The organism is Roseovarius confluentis, assembly GCF_002917925.1.
Classification (GTDB): domain Bacteria; phylum Pseudomonadota; class Alphaproteobacteria; order Rhodobacterales; family Rhodobacteraceae; genus Roseovarius; species Roseovarius confluentis.
Genome location: NZ_PPFE01000016.1, coordinates 43,536 through 64,554 on the forward strand (window position 1 = coordinate 43,536; position 21,019 = coordinate 64,554).

At 62.9% G+C, this 21,019-nt stretch carries 19 protein-coding genes; 1 reads left to right on the forward strand and 18 read right to left on the reverse strand.

The window, feature by feature from the left end; all coding sequences use genetic code 11:
* Positions 1–120: 120 nt before the first annotated feature.
* Positions 121–777, forward strand: a complete 657-nt coding sequence (locus C2I35_RS21310; protein WP_245890588.1) for a response regulator transcription factor — start codon at positions 121–123, stop codon at positions 775–777.
* Here C2I35_RS21310 and C2I35_RS21315 read toward each other — a convergent pair.
* The 18 genes from C2I35_RS21315 to C2I35_RS21395 all read right to left on the reverse strand — a co-directional run bounded on the left by C2I35_RS21315 (position 768) and on the right by C2I35_RS21395 (position 20,838).
* The gene (locus C2I35_RS21315) at positions 768–1,235 is read right to left on the reverse strand and encodes a hypothetical protein (RefSeq protein ID WP_103765060.1); all 468 of its coding nucleotides are present in this window, start codon (positions 1,233–1,235) and stop codon (positions 768–770) included. The two genes, C2I35_RS21310 and C2I35_RS21315, sit on opposite strands and share 10 nt — an antisense overlap.
* Before the next feature lie 717 nt (positions 1,236–1,952).
* Positions 1,953–3,206, reverse strand: a complete 1,254-nt coding sequence (locus tag C2I35_RS21320; protein ID WP_170067276.1) for a BamA/TamA family outer membrane protein — start codon at positions 3,204–3,206, stop codon at positions 1,953–1,955.
* A gap of 153 nt (positions 3,207–3,359) precedes the next feature.
* Positions 3,360–4,532 carry a beta-barrel domain-containing protein gene (locus C2I35_RS21325; protein ID WP_103765062.1) on the reverse strand — a complete coding sequence of 391 codons (1,173 nt, stop codon included), beginning with the start codon at positions 4,530–4,532 and terminating at the stop codon, positions 3,360–3,362.
* Positions 4,529–6,664, reverse strand: coding sequence for a type I secretion system permease/ATPase (locus tag C2I35_RS21330; protein ID WP_103765063.1), 2,136 nt, complete (start codon positions 6,662–6,664; stop codon positions 4,529–4,531). The genes C2I35_RS21325 and C2I35_RS21330 overlap by 4 nt, the downstream gene beginning before the upstream one ends.
* A 27-nt stretch (positions 6,665–6,691) precedes the next feature.
* Entirely contained in the window at positions 6,692–8,032 is a 1,341-nt protein-coding gene (locus C2I35_RS21335) for a TolC family protein (protein ID WP_103765064.1), read from the reverse strand.
* A gap of 207 nt (positions 8,033–8,239) precedes the next feature.
* Positions 8,240–10,882, reverse strand: coding sequence for a hypothetical protein (locus C2I35_RS21340; RefSeq protein ID WP_146050110.1), 2,643 nt, complete (start codon positions 10,880–10,882; stop codon positions 8,240–8,242).
* Positions 10,883–11,263: 381 nt separating this feature from the next.
* Positions 11,264–12,745, reverse strand: coding sequence for a tripartite tricarboxylate transporter permease (locus tag C2I35_RS21345; RefSeq protein ID WP_103765066.1), 1,482 nt, complete (start codon positions 12,743–12,745; stop codon positions 11,264–11,266).
* 26 nt (positions 12,746–12,771) lie between these two features.
* Complete coding sequence (locus C2I35_RS21350) at positions 12,772–13,287, reverse strand: tripartite tricarboxylate transporter TctB family protein (RefSeq protein ID WP_103765067.1); 516 nt, start codon at positions 13,285–13,287, stop codon at positions 12,772–12,774.
* Between the two features lie 95 nt (positions 13,288–13,382).
* Entirely contained in the window at positions 13,383–14,339 is a 957-nt protein-coding gene (locus C2I35_RS21355) for a Bug family tripartite tricarboxylate transporter substrate binding protein (RefSeq protein ID WP_245890589.1), read from the reverse strand.
* Positions 14,340–14,504: 165 nt separating this feature from the next.
* A complete protein-coding gene (locus C2I35_RS21360) occupies positions 14,505–15,413 on the reverse strand; it encodes an acyltransferase domain-containing protein (RefSeq protein WP_103765068.1) in 909 nt (302 codons plus the stop codon).
* A 1-nt stretch (position 15,414) separates the two neighbouring features.
* Positions 15,415–16,239, reverse strand: coding sequence for a triphosphoribosyl-dephospho-CoA synthase MdcB (gene mdcB / locus C2I35_RS21365; RefSeq protein ID WP_211286210.1), 825 nt, complete (start codon positions 16,237–16,239; stop codon positions 15,415–15,417).
* A 17-nt stretch (positions 16,240–16,256) separates the two neighbouring features.
* A complete protein-coding gene (gene mdcG, locus C2I35_RS21370; RefSeq protein ID WP_103765070.1) occupies positions 16,257–16,883 on the reverse strand; it encodes a malonate decarboxylase holo-[acyl-carrier-protein] synthase in 627 nt (208 codons plus the stop codon).
* Positions 16,880–17,602: a biotin-independent malonate decarboxylase subunit gamma gene (locus tag C2I35_RS21375; RefSeq protein ID WP_103765071.1), complete on the reverse strand. Its 723-nt coding sequence runs from the start codon at positions 17,600–17,602 to the stop codon at positions 16,880–16,882. The genes mdcG and C2I35_RS21375 overlap by 4 nt, the downstream gene beginning before the upstream one ends.
* Positions 17,599–18,507, reverse strand: a complete 909-nt coding sequence (locus C2I35_RS21380) for a biotin-independent malonate decarboxylase subunit beta (RefSeq protein ID WP_103765072.1) — start codon at positions 18,505–18,507, stop codon at positions 17,599–17,601. Before C2I35_RS21380 ends, C2I35_RS21375 begins: the two co-directional genes overlap by 4 nt.
* Positions 18,500–18,814 (reverse strand): malonate decarboxylase acyl carrier protein, encoded by a 315-nt coding sequence (gene mdcC, locus C2I35_RS21385; protein ID WP_103765073.1) that lies wholly within the window; start codon positions 18,812–18,814, stop codon positions 18,500–18,502. The genes C2I35_RS21380 and mdcC overlap by 8 nt, the downstream gene beginning before the upstream one ends.
* Before the next feature lie 5 nt (positions 18,815–18,819).
* Positions 18,820–20,454, reverse strand: a complete 1,635-nt coding sequence (mdcA, locus tag C2I35_RS21390) for a malonate decarboxylase subunit alpha (RefSeq protein WP_103765074.1) — start codon at positions 20,452–20,454, stop codon at positions 18,820–18,822.
* A gap of 40 nt (positions 20,455–20,494) precedes the next feature.
* Positions 20,495–20,632 (reverse strand): hypothetical protein, encoded by a 138-nt coding sequence (locus C2I35_RS22255; protein ID WP_170067277.1) that lies wholly within the window; start codon positions 20,630–20,632, stop codon positions 20,495–20,497.
* A gap of 23 nt (positions 20,633–20,655) precedes the next feature.
* Entirely contained in the window at positions 20,656–20,838 is a 183-nt protein-coding gene (locus C2I35_RS21395) for a hypothetical protein (RefSeq protein ID WP_103765075.1), read from the reverse strand.
* Between the last annotated feature and the right edge of the window lie 181 nt (positions 20,839–21,019).

Below are 21,019 nucleotides of genomic sequence, written 5' to 3' on the forward strand. Positions count from 1 at the left end.
ATTTGTGACATGATTTTCTTTATGAAGCCTTAGTTCATTGCATGTAAACGTCGCCGCCATCGCGCCCGGTGGCGCATCAGTGATGCCGAAAGGCGAGTAACAGCGTAGAGGAAAAAGCACGTGACGACAGCTGCATCATCTGGAAGTTTCCAGACGTCGATCATTCGTGTGTTAATAGCCGATGACCATGCATTGGTGCTCGAAATGTTCGAGCATTTCTTTTCCAACTTGCCCGGTTTCGAGGTCACCACGGCCCCCGATCTCGATACGGCCCTTTCGATCATCGATAGTGAAGATCCGTTTGATCTGGTCCTCGTGGACCTCAACATGCCCGGGATGGACGGCACCGAGGGTCTTGCCCGGGCGATGGAAGCGAATGGCGGTCGCCCGACCGGCCTTCTCACCAGTGACCCGGCGGCACAGGTAATCTCGGAAATTCTTCAGATGGGCAGCTCCGGCGTGATTCTTAAGACCGCCTCGCTCAAGGACTTGGCCAACGAGATCCGCTTCATGGCCGCGGGGGGCCGATATGTTCCGGTCGAACTGATCGACCAGCAGCGGCTCAAGTCGCGCGGCACCACCAAGGCCCCGCTGTCGGATCGCGAGATGGACGTTCTCGGCCTTCTGACCGAAGGTCGCCCGAACCGCGAGATCGCCGAGGCGCTGTCGCTGGCCGAGGCGACGGTCAAGATGCACGTCAAATCAATCTGCACCAAGCTGGGCGCCAGCAACCGGACGCAGGCGGTCATCGTGGCGCGCGACATGAATTACATCTGACGTCCGTCGGCGGCCGCGCGCGGGCGGCTTGTGTCCGGCGTCTGCAACGCGCCGGCGATTGCCCCGGCATCCGGGGCCGCCGGCAACGTCCGGTCGCACAGCCCAAGCGACACCAGCACCGAGTCGCCCTCGGACATCTCGCTTTCGACCGCGACGATGCGGATATCCGGATAGATGCGGCGGATCTGCAGGCAAATGTCGGCGGCATCATCGGGAAAGCCGAAGAAATCTTCGTCTACGATCAACACGTCCAGCGGCGCCTGGCACTTTCTCAAAAGGCCCATCGCGCGGTCCGAATCCTCCCCGCGCAAAAGCCACATCCGAAACCCCTGCCCGGGCCGGCTCAGCTCGTAGGGCAGATGGTCCCAGTCGAGAAAGGCCAGGACCCGCCGCTCCTCCTGCTGGGGCTTTCCGGCGACGGGTATCGCGGTTTCCATTTCAAAATTGTGCAGCAGCATGAAACATCCCCTCCGAAATTCTCTGTCACGAACCCCACGCGAGGTCTTTGACCGCTCCGGAACCAACCCGGGAAATCCAGTCGACGGATGTTGATGTCGGCCTGTTCTTTCGATCAGTACACGCAGAAATGGCAGCATCCGGGTTCACACGCAGCAGCCCGATGACATCCGCGCGCAGGCAGCACGCGCTCTCCATCTCGACTTCGGTGCGGTGAAAAATGCGGTCAGCAAGACTGGGTGCCGAAGAGGGCCCATATTTCGCCCGAGCGGATCGAAGCCATTTCATCCTAATATCAACATCCCTGAGGCTTCGGATCGAACCGAAACCAGATAAAAATTATTCCCGGCGTCTTGTAAAAACGGCAGCTTTTCAAACACCACGGACTACATACTTTTTACACCATGGACGTACTTTTGCCTAGTTAATTTATTGATAATACATTCTTTAGTATATATCACTTAAGATGCCGGTCGCATTCCAGCGTGCAATCCCCTTGTATAAAAGGGTTCGGATACTGCCGTAAATCCAGGCACCTCGTGTGCCGTCCAAAGCGCTGAGCGCCCCGGCAAACGGGACGGCCCGGCGCGTTCCTGCATGCGGACACGCTGACAACGTCTTGAAACTCAGGATGATTCGCACGCCAGACTACGGCTGCATGCCTTGCCCCGGACAGACAGTTTCCGTCCTTGTATCTCACCGCCGCCGCTGTCCCGTAATCAGAACCTCGTGGTCAGGCTCAGACCAAACAATTGTTCCTTGTCGCCCGGCTCCTTCTCGACCGGTACGGCGACGAACACCGACACCGGCGTCTCACCCACTTCGAAAGAGACCGACATCCCCACGGAACTGCGTTGATGAAAACTGTCATCGATCGAGCCGCCAAGCGTGTCGTCAAGATCCCAGACCCCACCGGTCTGCCAGAACACTCCCCCGACCAGCGGCGCCTCGAACACGTCCTCCAGGTTTCGCTGCAATTCAATGGTCGATAAAAGGTAATTCTGCCCGCCCAGTGCAGCCCCCTGGTCGCGCGGGCCGATCCCCCGGGGCGCAAAACCGCGGAACCCGTTGGCGCCGGAGGCGAACCGGTCGATCGCCCGGGTCGGATTGCTGCCCAGGCTCGAAACCTTCCCCGCGTCCAGGCCGAAGACAAGACGCATCTTCGATGTCAACGGCACGTAGGACCGCGTTTCAAGCCTGAAATCCGACAGACGGTCGCTGGTGCCGATGTTCCAGAAGTAGTGATCCACTCCCACGCTGTACTCCATGGAAGACCAGCCGGTCTCTTCCGCGGTCAGCGAACTGTGCTCCAGTCCCAGCCGCAGGTACGGCGCCTCGATGCCCGACGTCCGTTCTTTCAGCAACAGCGCGCTGGTCGCCGGCGCCACGTCGTAAAGCCGGTGATCCCGGTACCCCAGCCCGGCCTCGAGCCGCGTCGTGTCGTTCGGCGTCCAGGCCAAATAGGCTTCCGCCTGATAGGTTTCCTGCGAAAACGCGTTGTCGTCATAGGACGTGTCTTCCCAGCCCGCCTTGAAACCCAGGTCGATGGAATCACCGAAGACGTCCGCACGATAAAGCCGTCCCAGCACGCGCCTGACATCCTCGTTCACTTCCAGGCGGGCCGAGCCGTAAGTGTCGGGAAAGAGATTGTACCGCTCAAAGAACAGGCCGGCGATCAGACCGTCATCGGATGCATATGCGATTGATCCCTCGATCCGTCCGGGACGCGTGTTCAATTCCTCGACTTGGATCACCAGCGTGTCCCCCTCGGGGATCAGCGCGACACTCTCGAACACGCCCGTCGACATCAGGCATTCCTCGATCGCCCGCAACTCAAGCTCCAGGTAAGGCACGTTCGGAACTGCGCCGCAGGTATCCTTTATGTCCTGTTCCGGGATGAATTCCGCACCGCGCACCTCGACCGTGTCAAACGTCCGGACCGATTGCGCAAAGGCCGCCGGTGTCAGCGACATCAAAAAAGCGAAGAAAACGGCAAAACATAGGCGTGCCCCCGGACATCGCCGGGAAGAACTGGTTTCTGGCGGCAGCATATTCGTCTTTCTTTTCAGTAAGCCATCACGCGGCGGCTCCCCTGCCGCACGCTTCGGCCTGCCCCCTCCGGGCGTCTATCTCAGCCTAGCACGGGTCAGCGGCCGCGTCAGGTAACTCAGGATGGAACGCTTCCCGCTTTCGATATCGACCTGCGCGACCATCCCCGGACGGATGGCGTACTCCTCGCCGAAGCTCTCCAGGAAGCTGCTCTCGGTCCGCACCATCACCCGGTAGAAATCCTGCATCCCCTGCGCGGTTTCCTCCTCGACCGTATCCTCGGAAATCTGTTCGACAACACCAAGCAGGTCGCCATACGTCGCGAAATCATACGCCGTGATCTTGACGCTCGCCGGCATCCCTGGCGCGACAAAGGCCACGTCCTGCGGCTTGACCTTGGTCTCGATCAGCAGTTGATCGTCGGTCGGGGTGATTTCCATGATCGGCTCGCCCGGCTGTACGACGCCGCCCAGCGTGGTGATCTTGATGTTGTTCACCCGCCCCGACACCGGCGACTTGATTTCCGTCCGCTGGAACTCGTCGCGCTTCTGGATCAGGTCCTGCCGCAAGGTCGTCAGCTTGGCGCGCCGCGTGGCAAGGTCCTTGTAGGCTTCCTGCACATAGGCATTGCGCACCTCGTTGATCTTCCCGTCCAGCTCGGCCTTCTGCTGGCGCAACTGCAACAGGTCGATCTGGCTGACCGAGCCGCCAGCCGCCAGCGGGCTGGTGATGTCGATCTGACTCTGGACCGTCTCGCGCTCCTGCTCCAGCGACGCCAGCGAGGCATCCAGCTTCTTGCGCCGCGCTTCAAACAGGCGCAATTCGGTGGCTTCGGTCTCACTCGGGTTCGGTCCGAAATCCAGTTCTGGCACTTCCAGAACCTCCGATTCCAACCGCTTGACCTCTGCCGTCAGCGCGGTGATCTCGGCCTGGGTCGAATTGAAGGCCGTCTCCGACCGCGTCGGATCAAGCCGCGCGATCAGCTGCCCCTCCTCCACCATGTCGCCTTCGCTGACATGCAGCTCCGACAGGATACCGCCCTCCAGACTCTGGATCGACTGCAAGCGCCGCAAGGGAACCACGCGTCCATCGCCGCGCGTAATCTCGTTGATTTCGGCCATCGCCGCCCAAGCCACGGCGATGATCAGCGAAAGAACGACCGTGCGGATCACCCAGCGCGCCCGCCGTAGCGTCTGGCGACGATAGGTGCCGTCCAGGTGGCTCGTGGTTTCCAGGTCCGCGTGGCTCATGTCACTGCCTGCACCGGTTTCTTCTGTGCCGTGTTGGCGCGTGCCGCGTTCAAGATCTCCAACAGGTCACCGTCACGCGCGACCCTTCCGTCCTTGAGAACCAGCGCCCGTTCCGTAAGCCCCAGAAGCTCGCGCTTGTGCGTGGCGATGATCGTCGTGCGCCCCTTCAACCACTCCTTCAGATAGCTGATCACTTTCGCCTCGGTCACGTGGTCGAAGGCAGAGGTCGGCTCGTCCAGCAAGACCAGCTTGGGATCCTGCAGCAGCACGCGGGCCAGCCCGATGGACTGCCGCTGGCCGCCCGAGACATTCGCGTTGCTCTGGATCTGCAGGTCGAGACCCCGCACATGTTGCCGGACAAAGGTGCCAAGCCCTACCGCGTCCAGCGCCTCGAGCAGTTCCTCGTCCGAATGCAGCCCGTGGTCGAGCAGCAGGTTCTCCCGCAACGTCCCCTGAAACAGCGCGACGCTCTGCGGCAGGTAACCGATCTGGCGCCGGCGATCGATCGGGTCGACCTGGCTCAGCGCAAGGTTGTCGACCAGGACGCTCCCTGCCTGCGGATCTGTCAGACCGGCCAGCAGTCTCAGCAGCGTGGATTTCCCCGCCCCGTTTCCGCCCAGCATTGCAATGCGCTCGCCCGCGTCGATCTTCAGTTCGGGAATGGCCAGCACGGGCGGCGCCTGCGGATCGTGGCGGAACACCACATCCTGGATGTGGTACTCGCCCCTCATGTCCGTGGCGCGTACGAAATGACGGTCCGTTGGCCGTTCGACCGGCAACGCCATGATCTCGTTCAGACCTTCCATCGCCGCGCGCACCTGCTGCCATTTCGCCAGCAGGCCTGCGACCTGCCCCATCGGGGACATCGCGCGGGTGGACAACAGCGTGCAGGCGATCAGGCTGCCCACGGTCAGTTCGCCGGCGCTGATCAGGTAGACGCCGACAATCACCACACCGGCATAGGCCAACCGCTGCACCGTGCTGACCAGCTGCGTCATCAGCGCGGTCAGGTTGCGGGTCTTGACCGCCGTGGTCGCCATGGTCGCCGTCAGCTGCGCGTGCGACCGCTGCAGCCGGCCCTCGGCCCGGGCCGCCTTGACCGTCTCCAGATTCGAGATCGTCTCCAGCAGCAGGCCGTTCAGCGCCGCCGCCTCCCTGGTGTTCTCGCGCGAGGCGTTTGCCAGTTTCTTCTGCATCAGCAGCCCCGGCAGCACGGTCAGGATCACGCCCGCCAACACAACCAGTGCGATGGGTCCGCCGATGAACCAGATCACGCCAAGAAAGATGATCACGAAGGGCAGGTCGCAGATCGCCGTGACGGTGTTCGAGGTAAAGAACTCCCGCACCGTGCCGAAATCCCGCACCTGGTTGGCAAACACCCCGGTCGAGGCAGGCTGGTTGATCAGCCGCATATTCGCGACCTTGTCAAATAGCTGCGCCGACAAACGCAGGTCCAGGTCCCGTCCTGACACGTCCACCAGCGATGACCGCATCAGGCGCAGAACCAGCTCCAGAACGATGGCGATCCCGACACCGCTGGCCAGGATCCAAAGCGTATCCATCGCGTTGTTCGGCACCACGCGGTCATAAACCTGCATCGAGAACAGCGCCGTGGCCACCGCAAGGATATTTGCCGCCATCGAGGCGATCATCACGTCGCGATAGATCCACCAGTTTTCCCAGACCGGGCCCAGCAACCAGTGCCCGCGCCCTTCTTTCTTGCCATCCAGGCGGCCCGACACGATGTCGATGGGTTTCGAGATCAGGACCCTGTCGTCGCGCAACCGGTCCAGTTCCTCGGCGGTCCAGACGGCCCTGCCACCACCGGATTCCGGAAGTATGACCTTGGCCCGACCCTCGTTGTAGGCCTCCACGATGACCGTGCGGCCGTTCTTCAGGAAAACCAGGACCGGAAAGCTGTGCTCCGGCAGTGACTGCAGCGGCTCTCGGGTCGTCCGGCAGCTCATGTTTGCCCGCCTCAGAGCCAGCGGGGCAAGGTCCGCGGACAGCTGGCTGCCTGCCTCCCGCGGAAGTCCCTCCGTCAGCTGTGCCGAAGAGGTGGTAACGCCCTGGATCCGGCACAGCTGCAGCAGCCCCAGTACAAGCGGATCGTGCATTTCCACGTCAGTCATCGCGTTCTTCCCTGATTGTTCTGCCCGTCATCTTGCAACCGTGCCCGCCGACAGCATCGTGCCAAGGACACCAAGCTCCTTGGCGGACTCGTACTCGGTCCTCTTTCTCTCGTCATAGGTATCGATCTCGTCGATCTGCGCGTCGTAAAGGTCACGCCCCGTGGTCAGCAGATCCAGGATCTCCCGCTGTCCCGCGATGAACTGCTCTTCGTACGAGGCCAGAACCTTTTCCGATTCCACCAACTGCGCTGCCTTCGAGCGTTCGCTCGTCCGCAGCAGCTGCAGCCGCTCCAGCGCGGTCGTCGTAGTGTTCAGCAACTCGCGCTCCACCCCGCGCATCGAAGCCTTTGCACCTTCCAGCTCCAGCCGCGCGCTCTGGATTTGTCGCTGACCGAAGCCGCGCGAATTCAGATCGACCCCGGCCGAGATTCCAAGCGCGGTCTGCGTATCTCCGCCATTCAGGTCCGCGCGCCCCTGCGCCTGCAGGTTGATAGTGGGAAAGCGCTGCGCCTTCGCGGTATCGATTCCCGCCTCGGCCTCGGCCACCTCGGCCCGGGCCGCAGTGTATTCCGGCGCGATCCGGATGGCGGCCCGGATCTTCTCGACCGTCCCGTAGTGCTGCGCAAACCCGATCGATGGCGGCGTGCGCACATCGCCCAGCGGCCGGCCCACCAGATATTCCAGCTGCGCCAGCGCAATCTGCCGGTTCGCCATGAGCTGCGACATCTGCTCTTCCGCCCGCGCGATCTCCAACCGGGCGCGCGCGACCTCGCTGTTATCGCCGACACCGCCCCTGGCACGGTCCTGCGCCTGCCCCGCCAGGCGACGGGAAAAGCTCATGTATTCGCGAGTATAGGCAATCTTGCGATCCAGCACCTCGACATCAAGGAAATAGCCCGCGATCTCGAAGGACAGGTCCTCGACCGCCATCTTCAGGTCCGCCATCGCCTGCACCCGCACCTGCGAGGCCTGCTCGATCTCCGCCTTCGTCTTTCCCCAGTCGAAAAGCAGCTGCGTGACGCTCAGCACCAGGCCGGGCCCGTCGCTGGCGGTCGTGCTGGTTTCACCGGACAGACTGATCGCAGGAAAATACGCGTCGCGCGCGGCATCGATATCCACGCTCTTTATCGCAACCTCCTGCCGCAGCGCCTCGACGCCCGGATCCGTCTGCGCAGCCAGCAGAACCGCCTCCTGCAACGACATCTGCGCCCGCGCCGGGCTGGCAATGGCAAGAATGAAAAGGAAAGACAGGGCAATGGCCGCAACCGGCCAGTTCAATGCATCGAAGACCGCCACCGCGGAAAAGCCCCGGTCATTGCTTTCAAAAGCACCCACCCTACGAAATAACAGCTCGCGCTGCTTGCTCATACCAAAACACCACTAGCGCCGACCCCTGCAAAAAGGACGGCACCTCCCTGAAATTCAACCCCCACACTCAGCCACGTTACACGATTCAACCGCAAAAGAAAGATCTCCTACAGCCGAAAGAACTACAAATAACAATTAGCACCAAATTGGATGTAGCGCACCATACTTTTAAGTCTCAATAGAACAGAGCCCGTTGGTTGTGTTCTATCAGACGCTGTCGTCTTGGCCCGAGAACAGGTCATCCAGAAGCGTACTGTCCGCATTCATGCCACCGGCAGCGTCGGCGAACAGGCCGCCCATATCGGCCAGCAGACCGCCAACCTGCGAAACCCCGCCATCGGCATCCGCATCGCCCAGCAGGGCCCCGATCACGTCGCCGTCCCCGCCGGTGACATCCGCGCTCGCAGGCCCGAGTATCTCGCTCAGAAGGTCGTCGACCTCGCCATCAGCCAACAAGTCACCGCCCGTCCCAACCAGCGTGCCGGTCAGGCTGCTGTCACCGACAAGGCCGGCAAAAAGGTCGTCAAAGCCATCGATCTCGCTGTCGGGGACCTCGACACCGAACGTGTCGTCGTCCCCAAGGAGCCCGGCCAGGACATCATCCATCCCGTCGAGCGAAATGTTCCCGCCAATCTGCGTCAGGTTATCGGGCAGATCCGCGATAACATCGTCACCCGCTCCGACAAGGCTGTCGAGAAAGCCATCATCTCCCGACTCTTCCGCAATGTCCTGCGGTACGTCCGTGTCAGCGTCAGAAACCGTGTCCGGTCCGGGCTGGGGATCAGTAGCACCCGCGCTCGCGTCCAGCACGTCAGATGCACCAGCCTCCGCCGAGGCGTCATCCGCGCTGTCGCCTTCCCCGGCGCCAGACGCGGCAACATCATCCGCACCTTCATCGATGACACCATCATCGCCGATATCGGCGTTATCGCCATCGGCTCCACTGTCAGCAACCAAGCCGGACAAGCTGCCAAGCAGCCCTGCGCTCCCGGTCAGCGACCCCAGAAGACCACTGGCACCCGTACCGGACTCGTTATCATCCGAAGGCGCGGCATCATCGTCGCCGCCACCTGCGGACACAGCATCACCATCGGAATCGTCTTGTCCGTCGTCGTCGCCATCCGTATCCGAGCCGTCGGCCAACTGGGCATCGGACGTATCTGCGCCATCATCGCCGCCCGCTCCCAACAAGCCGCCCACCAGGCCGTCTTCGCCCAGTACGCTGCCCAGCAGACCACCGGAACCGTCACCAGTTGAATCTGCGTCGTCACTGCCATCCGCACCCGCACCGCCAGACCCAGACGCCGACCCGCCACCAGACTCGTCTGCGCCATCATCGCCGCCCGCACCCAGCAGGCCACCAACCAGACCTTCGTTGCCAAGCACGCCATCCAGCAAGCCGTCGGAACCGGAGCCGTCGCCGGACCCGTCATCGCCACCGCCGGATCCCAGCACACCGCCCAGCAGGCCATCATCGCCAAGCACGCCGCCCAGCAAGCCGTCGGAGCCGGAGCCGTCGCCGGACCCGTCATCGCCACCGCCAGATCCCAGCACACCGCCCAGCAGGCCATCATCTCCAAGCACGCCACCCAGCAAGCCGTCGGAGCCGGAGCCGTCGCCAGACCCGTCATCGCCACCGCCGGATCCCAGCACACCGCCCAGCAGGCCATCATCGCCAAGCACGCCACCCAGCAAGCCGTCGGAGCCAGAGCCGTCGCCGGACGACCCATCGTCGCCACCACCGCCCAGCCCAAGCAGCCCGCCCAGCGCGCCGTCCTCTCCAAGCACCGACCCGAGCAACCCGTCTGACCCAAGCAGGTCGCCCACCACAGGAATATCTCCGACGATCTCATCCACAAGGCCGTCGTCACCGATCAGGTCCTCGACGAGGCCCGGAACGACCCCGTCCTCGCCCAGCAGGTCATCGACCGCGCCATCGCCGAGCACCGGGCTCAGGATACTGTCCAGCACGCCCTCATCCCCGACCAGCGGGTCCAGCAGGTCGTCCACGACCCCGTCTTCGCCAAGGATATCCGCGACCAGTCCCTCGTCGCCGAGCACGATATCGATGGCGCCTCCAAGGTAGCCGTCCTCGCCCAGCAGGTCTTCCAGCACGTCGAGGTCCAGCAGGCCACCCTCGCCGACAACGGTACCGATCACATCGTCAATGACACTTCCTTCGCCAAGCAGGCTGTCCAGGATACCGCCTTCACCGGCAATCGCGCCCAACAAGCTGTCAACGACTCCGTCCTCGCCTAGAACCGGGTCAAGCACCGGATCGAGGACCGACCCCAACAGGCCGTCCTCCTCGTCCGTTGGTTCGATCTCGACATAAACGTCCGGCGGCTCGGTGGGGGCCTGAGCGCGCGGGATACCGGACTCTTCTTCGTCGCCTTCCGCCAGCATGGCAGCGGCGGACTCGGCGGCCTCGCCGGCATCCTCGATCTCTGACGTGCGGCCCGAAGCGGCGACAGGTCCGGACGGCGGAAGCTCGGCAACCTCGACCGGCGGTTCCGACTCCGGCTCCTCCACGATCTCTCCTGAAGACGCCTGCGCCATCACTTGCAAATCGGGCGCTTCGGGTACGGTCTCGACATCCTCGACCATGATGTTCTGACGTTCCTCGGTGCGGACCGCCTCGTCCGGCACCACGGCCTCGCCACTTTCGGTGGTACGCGCCTCGGCCCGGCCGCTCTGCAGGACCAGACCCATGCCAATGGCGCTGGCCGCGGCCCCGTTCAGGCTGGACAGAGGCCCCTGCCGATAGGACTCGGGCACACTCACCGAGAAAGACGGCGTACCGTTCTCTCCGACGCGCTCAACCGATTCGTGCTTACCCTTTTTCGCCACCACGCCCTCAGGCCTCCGAGTGATCCCGCACCGCCTGCAGGCACTTACCTGCAGGCGTCACAAGGAACATTATACAAAAGCAGATAGAACTACTACACACTACACCACTTGGCAGTATACAGCGAAATGCAGTGGAGAAAAGCATAATTTAGTATGTTGGATACATCCATTAGGTAAATTCGGCCCCCGACAAGCTCTGAACCACCACATTGCCGGCCAAGGGAAATGCTCGAGCACTTAACCTATTCGACTCTAAGTTATTGTTTTAATTTTGAATTTTTGACGCGCATCCATCGCCACCAACTGCGATATACATACTTTAGCATATAAATTACACTTAGGTCCGTGGTCGGGCTCGCTTGGTGACCCCTACCTGCACGATCAGCTCTTCGGTTTTCTGAACTGCCCGTAGAAGCCATAGATCAGGGACAACAGGCTGAAGGTCAGCAAAACCGCTGTGATCGGACGACTGATCATATCGATCACATTGTAATCGGTAAGCAACAGCCCCTGTCGCAGGCTCTTCTCGGCGATGGGGCCCATGACCAGACCGATTATCAGCGGCGCAATGGGATAGCCGAAGCGCCGCAGGCCAAAGCCCACCGCCCCGAAGACCAGCATGATCGCGACATTCCCAACGTTGTTTTCCAACGCGAAGACGCCGGTCATGCACAACACCACGATCGCCGGACCGACAAGCGTGTAGGGAAGATCGAGAATGCGTGCAAAATACCGGGCCGCGCGCAAGCCGAAAACCAGCATCAGGATATTGGCGAAGAACATGCCGATGAATACCGAATAGACGAGATCCCGGTTCTCGGTCATCATAAGCGGTCCGGGGATGATCCCGTGGATTGTCAGCCCGCCAAGCATCACCGCGGTCGTGGCACTGCCCGGGATGCCAAGCGCCAGCAGAGGGATCATCGAACCGCCGACAGCCGAGTTGTTGGCGCTTTCGGGGGCCGCGATTCCCTCAGGTTCGCCGGTGCCGAAGGCGCGGGGGTTCTTCGACCAGCGAACAGCCTCGGAATAGCTGATGAAAGCGGCGGTGGTCGCTCCCACGCCCGGCAGCGCACCCACGGCCGTGCCGATGGCCGACGACCGCAGAAGCGTAAACTTCATCCGCATGAACTCGGACAAGCTGGGCAACTCGGTCGAAACATTCTTGATCACCTGCCCCTCGGTATTGCCCTCGGAATAGCGCTGCAGCACCTCGGCCATGGCGAAGATACCGATGATTGCTGGAACAAAGCTGATACCCGAAAGCAGCGTGGCGCTGCCGAAGGTGAAGCGCTCTGTCCCGGTGATGGGGTCCAGCCCGACCGTGGCGAGCGCCAGACCGGCCAGACCGGCGATCAGCGCCTTTGTCGTCGAACCCGAACCGATCGAGGAGATGGCCGTCACCCCCAGGATGGCCAGCGCGAAATATTCCGGCGGGCCAAAGCTGAGCGCTGCGCGGGCAAGTGGCGGTGCGGCGAACATCAGCACCGTCGTGCCCAGAAGCCCGCCGATTGCCGAGGCGGCGAGAGCCAGGCCCAGGGCCCGACCCGCCTGCCCCTTACGCGCCATCGGGTAGCCATCTAGCGCAGTGCAAGCAGCCTCCGGGCTGCCCGGCGTGTTGAACAGAATCGCCGAAATGGAGCCCCCGAAGGTCGATCCAACATAGACGCCGCCCAGAAGCAAAAGTCCCTCGATCGGCTCGAAGACAAACGTGAACGGGATCAGCAGCGCGACACCGACGATCCCGGTCAGGCCGGGGATCGATCCGAAGGCAATTCCCCAGATCACCGCGAAGATGATCATGACGAAAGAAATTGGCGACCCCAGCATGTACAGCAGAGCGTCCGAGAAACCTTCAAGCATGGTACGTCCTTTCAGTTACCCGGCGCTCAGAACAGATAACTGCTGAGGCTATAGAAAAACCCGGTTCCGCGCGGCAGCGGCAGCGACAGTCCGTAGGAAAAAAAGCCGATGAGCACGGCCGTGAAGACAGGCGGAAAGATCAGCTTCACCATCCGGTTGCGATAGGGCAGCAGCGGCAGCGCACAATAGAGGAAGGCAAGCGTTGCGATGGCAAAGCCCACGATCTGCAACGCCCAGAAATACGCGAGTATGAGTGCGGCCATCAGGGCGGTCAGAAGCACCTGCGCCGGGGCGCGGCTGTCGGCCGCGCTGATGGCCTCGGCGCCCTCCGCGGTGCGGGCGCGCCACAGGCGAAGCCCCAGTTGCGCGATCTGCAGCAGGCAGAGCAACGCGATGCCGCCCAGCACCCATTGCGGCCAGGTGCGCGCATCGACCGGGCGCGGCACGCCGATGAGGCGGATGGCTTGCGTAGCGCTCAGAAGGTAGAGCGTGCCCACGAGCATCCCTACAGTTACGGCGAGCTCCGTAAACGTCTCTTTCATGGTTCCTCACTGTCCGAAAGACACCTGCCGGTCAGGCAGCGGCAATCATTGACTGCCGCTGCCATGTTTTTCCTCTGCGTCCGGCGCAAGCCAGGTCAGATCTGGCCCAGCGACTTCAGCACTTCGGTATATACCTGGACCTCGTTTTCCAGGAACTCCTGGAACGCCTCGGGACCAATCAACTCCGAGCGATATTGAAGGCCGCTCTGCTCTTCGATCTTCTTGTAGCTGTCGGCATCGACAGCCTCCTCGAAGATGCTGTAGAGTTTCTCGGCCTTTTCCGGTGCCGCCTCGGATGCAATGGCGACACCGCGCCAGCGACCCAGGGTCACGTCATAGCCCAGTTCCTCAGCCGTGGGCACGTCCGGCAACACTGGCAGACGCTCCTCGGAAAAGACGACCAGCGGGACAAGTTCATTCGACTCAAGCGCGCCGCGGACAGGGCCGTATTCCTCGTAAAGCACGTCGATATGACCGCCCAGCACCGCCGCCATCGCTTCGGATGACTTCTCGAACGGGATCAGAGTCAGTTCAGCGCCGGTGGTCGTGTTCCACAGGCCGGCCAGCATCGCGTCAAAGCCGGCAGCGCCGGTGACGCCCAGTTTCAGGTCGCCCGGATTGTCCTTGAGATGCGCAATCAGGTCCTCGATGTTCTGATATTCGCTATCCGGGGCCACATAGAACAACCCTTGGTCGTACTGGATGCGTGCGACGGGCTGGTATTTCGACAGGTCGATCCGGCCGAGCGCGTGATTGATGACCTGCTCCGGGCCGATCGCCATCAGGCTGCTACCATCGCCCGGGCGCTGTTCGAAATTGACCGAGGCCGGGATCCCTGCCCCGCCCGAAACCGAGATCGGCACGAGCGACGCGCCGGAGATACTCTTGAACGGTTCACCGATGGCACGAATAAAGCGATCGGTGCCGCCGCCGGGCCCGAACTGATGCACCACTTCCATGGAACCCGAGGGATAATCCTCAGCGGTTGCCGAGATCGGCGCAAGGGCCGTACCGGCGGCGAGGCCCAGGGCCATCAGGGTGCGTTTAAGCATGGTCTGTCGCAATTGTTCTCTCCTCCCTAACAATTGATATATCAATAGCATGTGCTTTATATACCAATCAAGGTTTAAAACACGTAGCATGACCCGAGTGATGGAATTCCATGTTTATCTGGTAGTTAAACGTCTTCCGCCGGGCACTTAAGAAACGCGCGACGCCTAGTCATGGCGTTGCGCCCAGGCGATGGCCTCGTCCAGCGACCGGAAATCGGCAATCGACCGCGCCGGCACATCGGGCGACAGCTCGGTCGCAATCCGCGCCAGCGCATTGCCGCAGCCGACCTCCAGCCAGACGTTGACACCACGCTCCCGCACGGCCTGCATCGTGTAGGACCATCGCAGCGGCGCGCTGATCTGAGCGGTCAGCGCCTCGGCCAAGGCCGGGATGTCCCGGGGAGCCTTGCCGCTCCAGGCAGAGACAAAGCGGCGCGCGGGCCTTTCCAGCGCAGCGTCCAGTGCGACGCGAAAGGGCGGCAGAGCGGCTTCCATCAGCGGACAATGCGAAGCGACGGTCACGTCGATGTCGCGTACCGAGGCCGGTCGATCCTGCAGGGCGTACTTGAGCGCCGCCAGATTGGTGACCGGCCCAGAGATGACCTGGTGTTCGGGTCCGTTGTCGATGGAGACCCAAGCGCCGTGATCGCGGCATAGCGCGTCAAGATCGGAGACCCGGCCACGCACCGCGAACATGGATTGCGGAACGTCCACGGCCTCCTCCATCAGCTCCGCCCGGACTGCCGCGAGCCGGATCGCGGCCTCGGCAGGCAAGGCGCCGGCTGCGGATATCGCCGACACCTCACCGACGCTGTAACCCACAAAGGCAGACGGGGACGGCAGCGACTCCCTGAGTACCGCCCAGCAGGCAAGCGCATGTCCCACGATCAGTGGCTGCGCGCAGCGATTGTCAAAGATGCAGGCATCGTCCGGCAAGTGCCGGTCCTGCAGAGAAAGGCCTGCGGCGTCGCAGGCTTCGCGGACCAGCGACGCCACGGTGTCATCGTCAGGCAGACCAGCGAACATTTCCGGATGCTGCGTTCCCTGCCCCGAGAACATGATCCCGATGCCCATCTCAGATCGCCAGCAACTTCAGGAAAAGCCCGGCGGACAGCATGTCGGCCGTACCGCCCGGACTGAGATTGCGGCGGATGCATTCCTTGTGCAGTGCGACTGCGCGGCGATGGCCCGGTCCGGTCCGCACGCCGCCCAGCCGCAGCACCTGCCGCGCCTCCTGACGGACGAAGCTAAGCCCTTCGGTCCCGCCCCGGTGCAGCAGGTTGGTATCCTCCAGAACAGCCAGGCTGGCGAAAAGCGCGTCCGATGCGGCCGCGCGCGGGTGTCTTCGAAACGTCTCGAGGCGCGGCAGCACCGCGCGTCGGATGGTGGGAAACCCCGCCGCGGCCTCTCCGCGCGCGCCATTGGCGCCGTAGCGGTGGCGCACCTTTTGTCCGTGCGTGATGGGCGCGGCAGAGCGGTCTGTACCGAGCGTCGCTCCCCAGAGCTGCCCGACATCGCACGCAATGTCGACGGGATCCGGCGCTGTGCCGATGGCCATTCTCCGCCCGGCGGCGGCACATAACAGCCCGATGGCAAAAATCGCACCCCGATGCGTGTTGACGCCTTGTGTGGCCGTCAGCATCCGTATTTCCGCGGCGCGCCCCAGATCCCGCAACTCCGCCAGCGGGGCATGATCCGCGCCGGCCTCGGCGATCTCGGGAAAATAGCCCGAGAGCGCGTCGATCGAAGCCAGAAGGGTCTGCGCGTCCATGTCGCGATGGGCCCCGTTGTCGACAAAACTGACAAGGCCCGGCTTTGGATAGCAGGCAAGCTCCAGAAAGAGCGCCAGGGAAGCAAGCCTTCCGATCCGGACCGCCGCCACGCAATGTGGGGCAGGCATGGGTACCACTTGCAACATCAGGCGATCCCGCCCAAGGGATGCGGTTCCAGGCGCGGGCCCTGGAGGTGGCGAACCAAAACCTGCGAGCTCTCTTTCAGGAATTCGCGCAAAGAAATCGCGGCCCGGTCGGCAAGCACCGCTTCGCCGTCGACCCGCGGCGTCGCGCCGGCGATCAGCCGCGAGATGGCGGCCTGCCGATCGCCGGGTGCAAGTCCGTCCAGGCCTTCGACGAGCAGGTCGAGGTCGGAGTTCGCATGAACGTAGCGCAAACCGGTAAGGCCCTGCCATGCCAGCGATCCGTAGACACGGATCCGGAGATTGAAAGCCTGTTCGAGGGTGAAGGCACGCCTCAGCGCCTGCGTCCATCCATCAGGCGCGGCGGCGGCCACATCGCGCAGGCGCGGCGGGCGGCTGCGCCAGACTACCGCATCGAATGGTACGGAAAAGCCGAAACGGCGCTGCGGTGCACCCAAGGGACGGGGCCAGCCCAACTGGCACGCGACGGCCTGCCCCGGCTGCATCCGCTGAACAAAGGGAAAGCCTGCCCCGGCCCATGCCGCCAGTTCCCTGTCCATCGGGGTCCCGCCGAAAAACTTGGGATCGACGAAGACAAGGTCGTGTCGCTGAGGCGAGCGCGATTTCATGCTTGACGCACCAGCTCTGCCACGCAGGCGGCCAGGGTCCGCCCGCCCCGGGCGCGGCCCATGTCGCCTCGCGTGTCATCGGAGTTCGCTTGGGACATGGCGTCGAACGCCGCCTCTAGCCTGTCGGATGTCGGACTTTCCCACAGCTCGGTCAGCGCGCCGATCGCATGGTAATTGCGCACGCCGGGGCCGAGGATCGCAGTTCCCTCGACCAGTTCGGTCAAGCGGTCCTTCGGCACCTTCATGATCCGCGACATCGCGTCGAGGCGCATCACCCGAACCTCTGCCTCGGCCAGCGCGTCACAGCGCGTCGCGGCCATTCCGGTCGCCATGAACCCGCCCGATAGCGCCAGCCTGTGCACGAGGCCCAGCACCCGCGCACCTTCACGGCGTGCCAAGTGAAGGACTTCGGCCAAATGGGCGAGCGCAGCGACATTTCCCAGAAGCTCGTCGCGCAGGCTGAGCCGTTGGCCCGAATTGTCGACCAGAAAGAGAATATCGGCGGGTTTGCTGCCAGGCTCCGCCTCTGCCAGCACGTCCAGCACGGCGCCGGCGAGCCTGGTCGCCTCGTCAATCCCAATCTCGCACTGGTTCACCGTGCCGATGATCCGCAGGTCCCGGTCGTTCAGGCGCCCACGGCCAAAGACCACGTTGCCCTCGTGCTCCAGTGTCCAGTCCGATCCGAACAATTGCTGCAGCAAGGTTTCGGTTGCCTTCATGCCCGTTTTCTCCGTTTACCGTCGACCGCGGCTTGGAACGGGTCGGGTTCAAGTTCGGGCAGCCGCCAGGGATCCGAATGGCCCATCGCCTGCCATATCTCGGTGCCGTCGCGGGCCGCGCCGAACGTATCGATCCGCTGTTTCAACTCGGTATTCCGGGCGCGCAGCGTCTCGAGCGTGATCGCGCGGGATTGGCCCAGGAGGGATACGATTTCCGATCGGAAGGCGCCCGGGTCGTCCGCCACCAGACGGTCCGCGTCACCCATCAGATAGCGGTGCCGCCCGCCCATCGTGCGCCAGACCAGCGCCCGGTCGCGGGCGTCGAATTCACCCGCGCCCTGTGCGCTTTCAATAACCTCGGGACCGGATACCGAAAGCCGGCCTTCCCCGCTCATCACAACCCAGTCGCAGGACCGCGCGGCGATGGACATACCGCCATAACAGCCGTTCGCCGACCCAATCACTGCGATCACCGGCACGCCCGCATCGCGCGCTGTGAAGATTGCACGCTGTATCTCGCCCACAGCAACCAGCCCGGCATTCGCCTCGTGCAGGCGGACGCCGCCGGAATCGGCGAGGATCACGACCGCGTCGGGGGCCCTGTCGGCGGCGCGCAGCAACAGCCCGGTCAGCTTGGCGCCATGCACCTCGCCCACGGCGCCGCCCATGAACGCGCCTTCCTGTGCCGCGACCATGATGTTCCGCCCGTCAAGCCGCGCCTCGCCCACGATCAGCCCGTCATCAAAGGCGCTGGGCATCCCGAAGGTGGCCAGGTGCGGGCTCTTGCGCCGCGCCTCCGGGCCGCAGATCTCCGTAAAGGTTCCCTTGTCGCAGATGCGTGCGATGCGCTGGCGGGCGCTGAGTTCCAGATAGCTTTCCTGGGGGATGGGCAGCACATCAGACATCGAGCACCTCCGCAATTGCCTGTTGCAGGCGCAGGTTCACCACCGCGGGCGTCGCGCCGCCGTCATTGATCGAGATGCGCAGATCGGCCACTGGGTATTGCGCGGCGAAATCGTCCAGCACGGAGCGCCATATCTCGTCAAAGCCCTGGGCCGAGGTTTCGACCACGATTTCGCATTTCCCGTCCAGCTCGGCCGGTTCGATCAGCACTTCCAGCTGCCCTGAGCCGACCACACCGACGATCTGTGCCGCGCGCCGGGTGTTGCCGCGCTTCACGTTGTCAAACTCGAATTCAAGTAATGTCGTCATGCCACTCACCAATTTCTGAAGCGTGCCGGAGGATCGTAAAGCCCGCCCGACCAGCGTACGAGGTCACGCACAGACCTTGCCGCCAGCAACGAGCGGGAGGCCAGCCGCGTGTCGATCCCGATATCGGAAGGATAGCGCACAGCGCCCCGGCGGCGGAGATCGGCAACGCGTTTCGGATCACGCCTGCGGCCTACCTCGGTATAGCCCGCCACCGCGCGAATGGCTTGCTCTCGCTCGTCCGGGCCGCGGCAGAGAAGAAGGTTCGCGATGCCTTCCTCGGTCACGATATGGGTGACATCGTCGCCGTGAATCATGATCGGCGGCAGGTCCATACCGAAACGTTTCTGGATGTCCCATGCGTCCAGACGCTCCGTGAATACGGGCTGGCCACCCTCGCGGAAGGTCTCGACCAGTTGTACGACAAGCTTGCGGCCGCGCTGCGGCGATTCCTGCCCTGTTTCCTCCCGGGCGGCCTGCAGGAACGGGTCCGATGCGTGGCGCCGTGCGCGGCTGTCGCAGCCGAAATTGGGTGCGCCGCCAAAGCCGGTGATCCGGTCGCTCGTCGCGGTCGAGGAATTGCCGGCGGTGTCGATCTGCAGGGTCGAGCCGATGAAGAGATCCGAGAAATGGCCCGCAAGCTGGCAGAACGCCCGGTTCGACCGCAGCGACCCGTCCGGCCCGCAGAAGAAAACGTCCGAGCGTGCGGCAACATAGTCTTCCATACCCAGCTCCGACCCGGCGGAATGGATCGAGGTGATGAACCCGCTCTCCAGCGCCGGGATCAGCGTGGGGCACGGATTGACCGACATGTAGTTGCAGATCTTGCCCAGCAAACCGAGGTCACGGGCATAGGTCGGCAGGATCAGCTCTATCGCGGCCGTGCCAAACCCGATGCCGTGGTTCAGGCGCTGGATGCCATAGGGTTCGTAAATGCCTCGAATCACCATCATCGCCATCAGGATCTGGATTTCCGTGATAGCGGCGGGATCGCGGGTAAAGATCGGCTCGATGTAGTGCGGCCGCGGCGCCTCGACCACGAAATCGGTCCAGTCCGCGGGCACGTCGACACGCGGCACCCGATCGACGATCCGGTTCGCCTGGGCAATGACGATGCCGCTCTTAAAGGCGGTCGCCTCCACGATGGGCGGCGTGTCCTCGGTGTTTGGGCCGGTGTACAGGTTGCCCTCGCGGTCGGCGGCCTCGACCGCGACGACGCTGACGCGCGGCGTCAGGTCCACGAAGTAGCGCGCGTAAAGCTCCAGATAGGTGTGAATGGCGCCGATTTCGATGACGCCGTCCTCGATCAGCTGCGCCATGCGAATGCCCTGCGGCCCCGCGTAGCAGAAATCCAGTCGCTTCGCGACGCCGTGCTCGAAAAGGTCAAGGTGCTGCGGCAATGCCAGGTTCGACTGCACGACATGCAGGTCGTGAATCACCTCGGGGTCAACGTCACTGAGCACTTCCGAAATGAAATCGGCGTGTTTCTGGTTGTTGCCCTCGATGCAGATACGGTCATTCGGACGCAGCACGGACACAAGCAATGTCTCGGCCTGATCGGCGGCGACGATCTTTCCGAGACCGTTTCGGGCGGCTTCATCGAGCCGCGCGGCCTTGTCGTCCGCCAGGGTTCCCCAACTCATATCATTCAAAGCCTGCCTCCCCCGCCACAATTGATATACCTTAGATATATTTTATCAGAACATGAAGTGCAAGGCGCGCGCGGACGGTTTTGGCACGCAGCGTTTCAAGCTTGTGCTGAAGGTGCTTGTGCAGGGTCGAGGCCAATCCGTCGCCCTCGCGGGCTTCAAGGAAGGGCATGATCACTTAATTCTCTTCGGTGGCTATTTGTTACAACGCCTAGCTGTCATGTCGGCGACGAACCATGCGCGCCGCACCTGAGTGGCCAGCGAGCGATACTGCACCATCAATATCTCGTTGCGGGCAACGATCAGGATGCCTTCGTGGATCTGCTGATTGAGGCCAAAATACTCGGCCAGGCGCCGCGCTTCGAAATGGCCAACCATTTGATCATGAGGCGGGCGCATTCGCGGGGTTCGCCGTCGATGACGTGTTCGCATGCCAGCTCGGCGCGCAGCGCCTCAAAGGGTCGCGCGGGTGAACTCGGAGATATAGTCGATCAGCTTGTCCGACGCCTCGCCCGCTGCCGCCGGGTCGCCCTCGGCGATCTTGCGTGCAACATCGGCG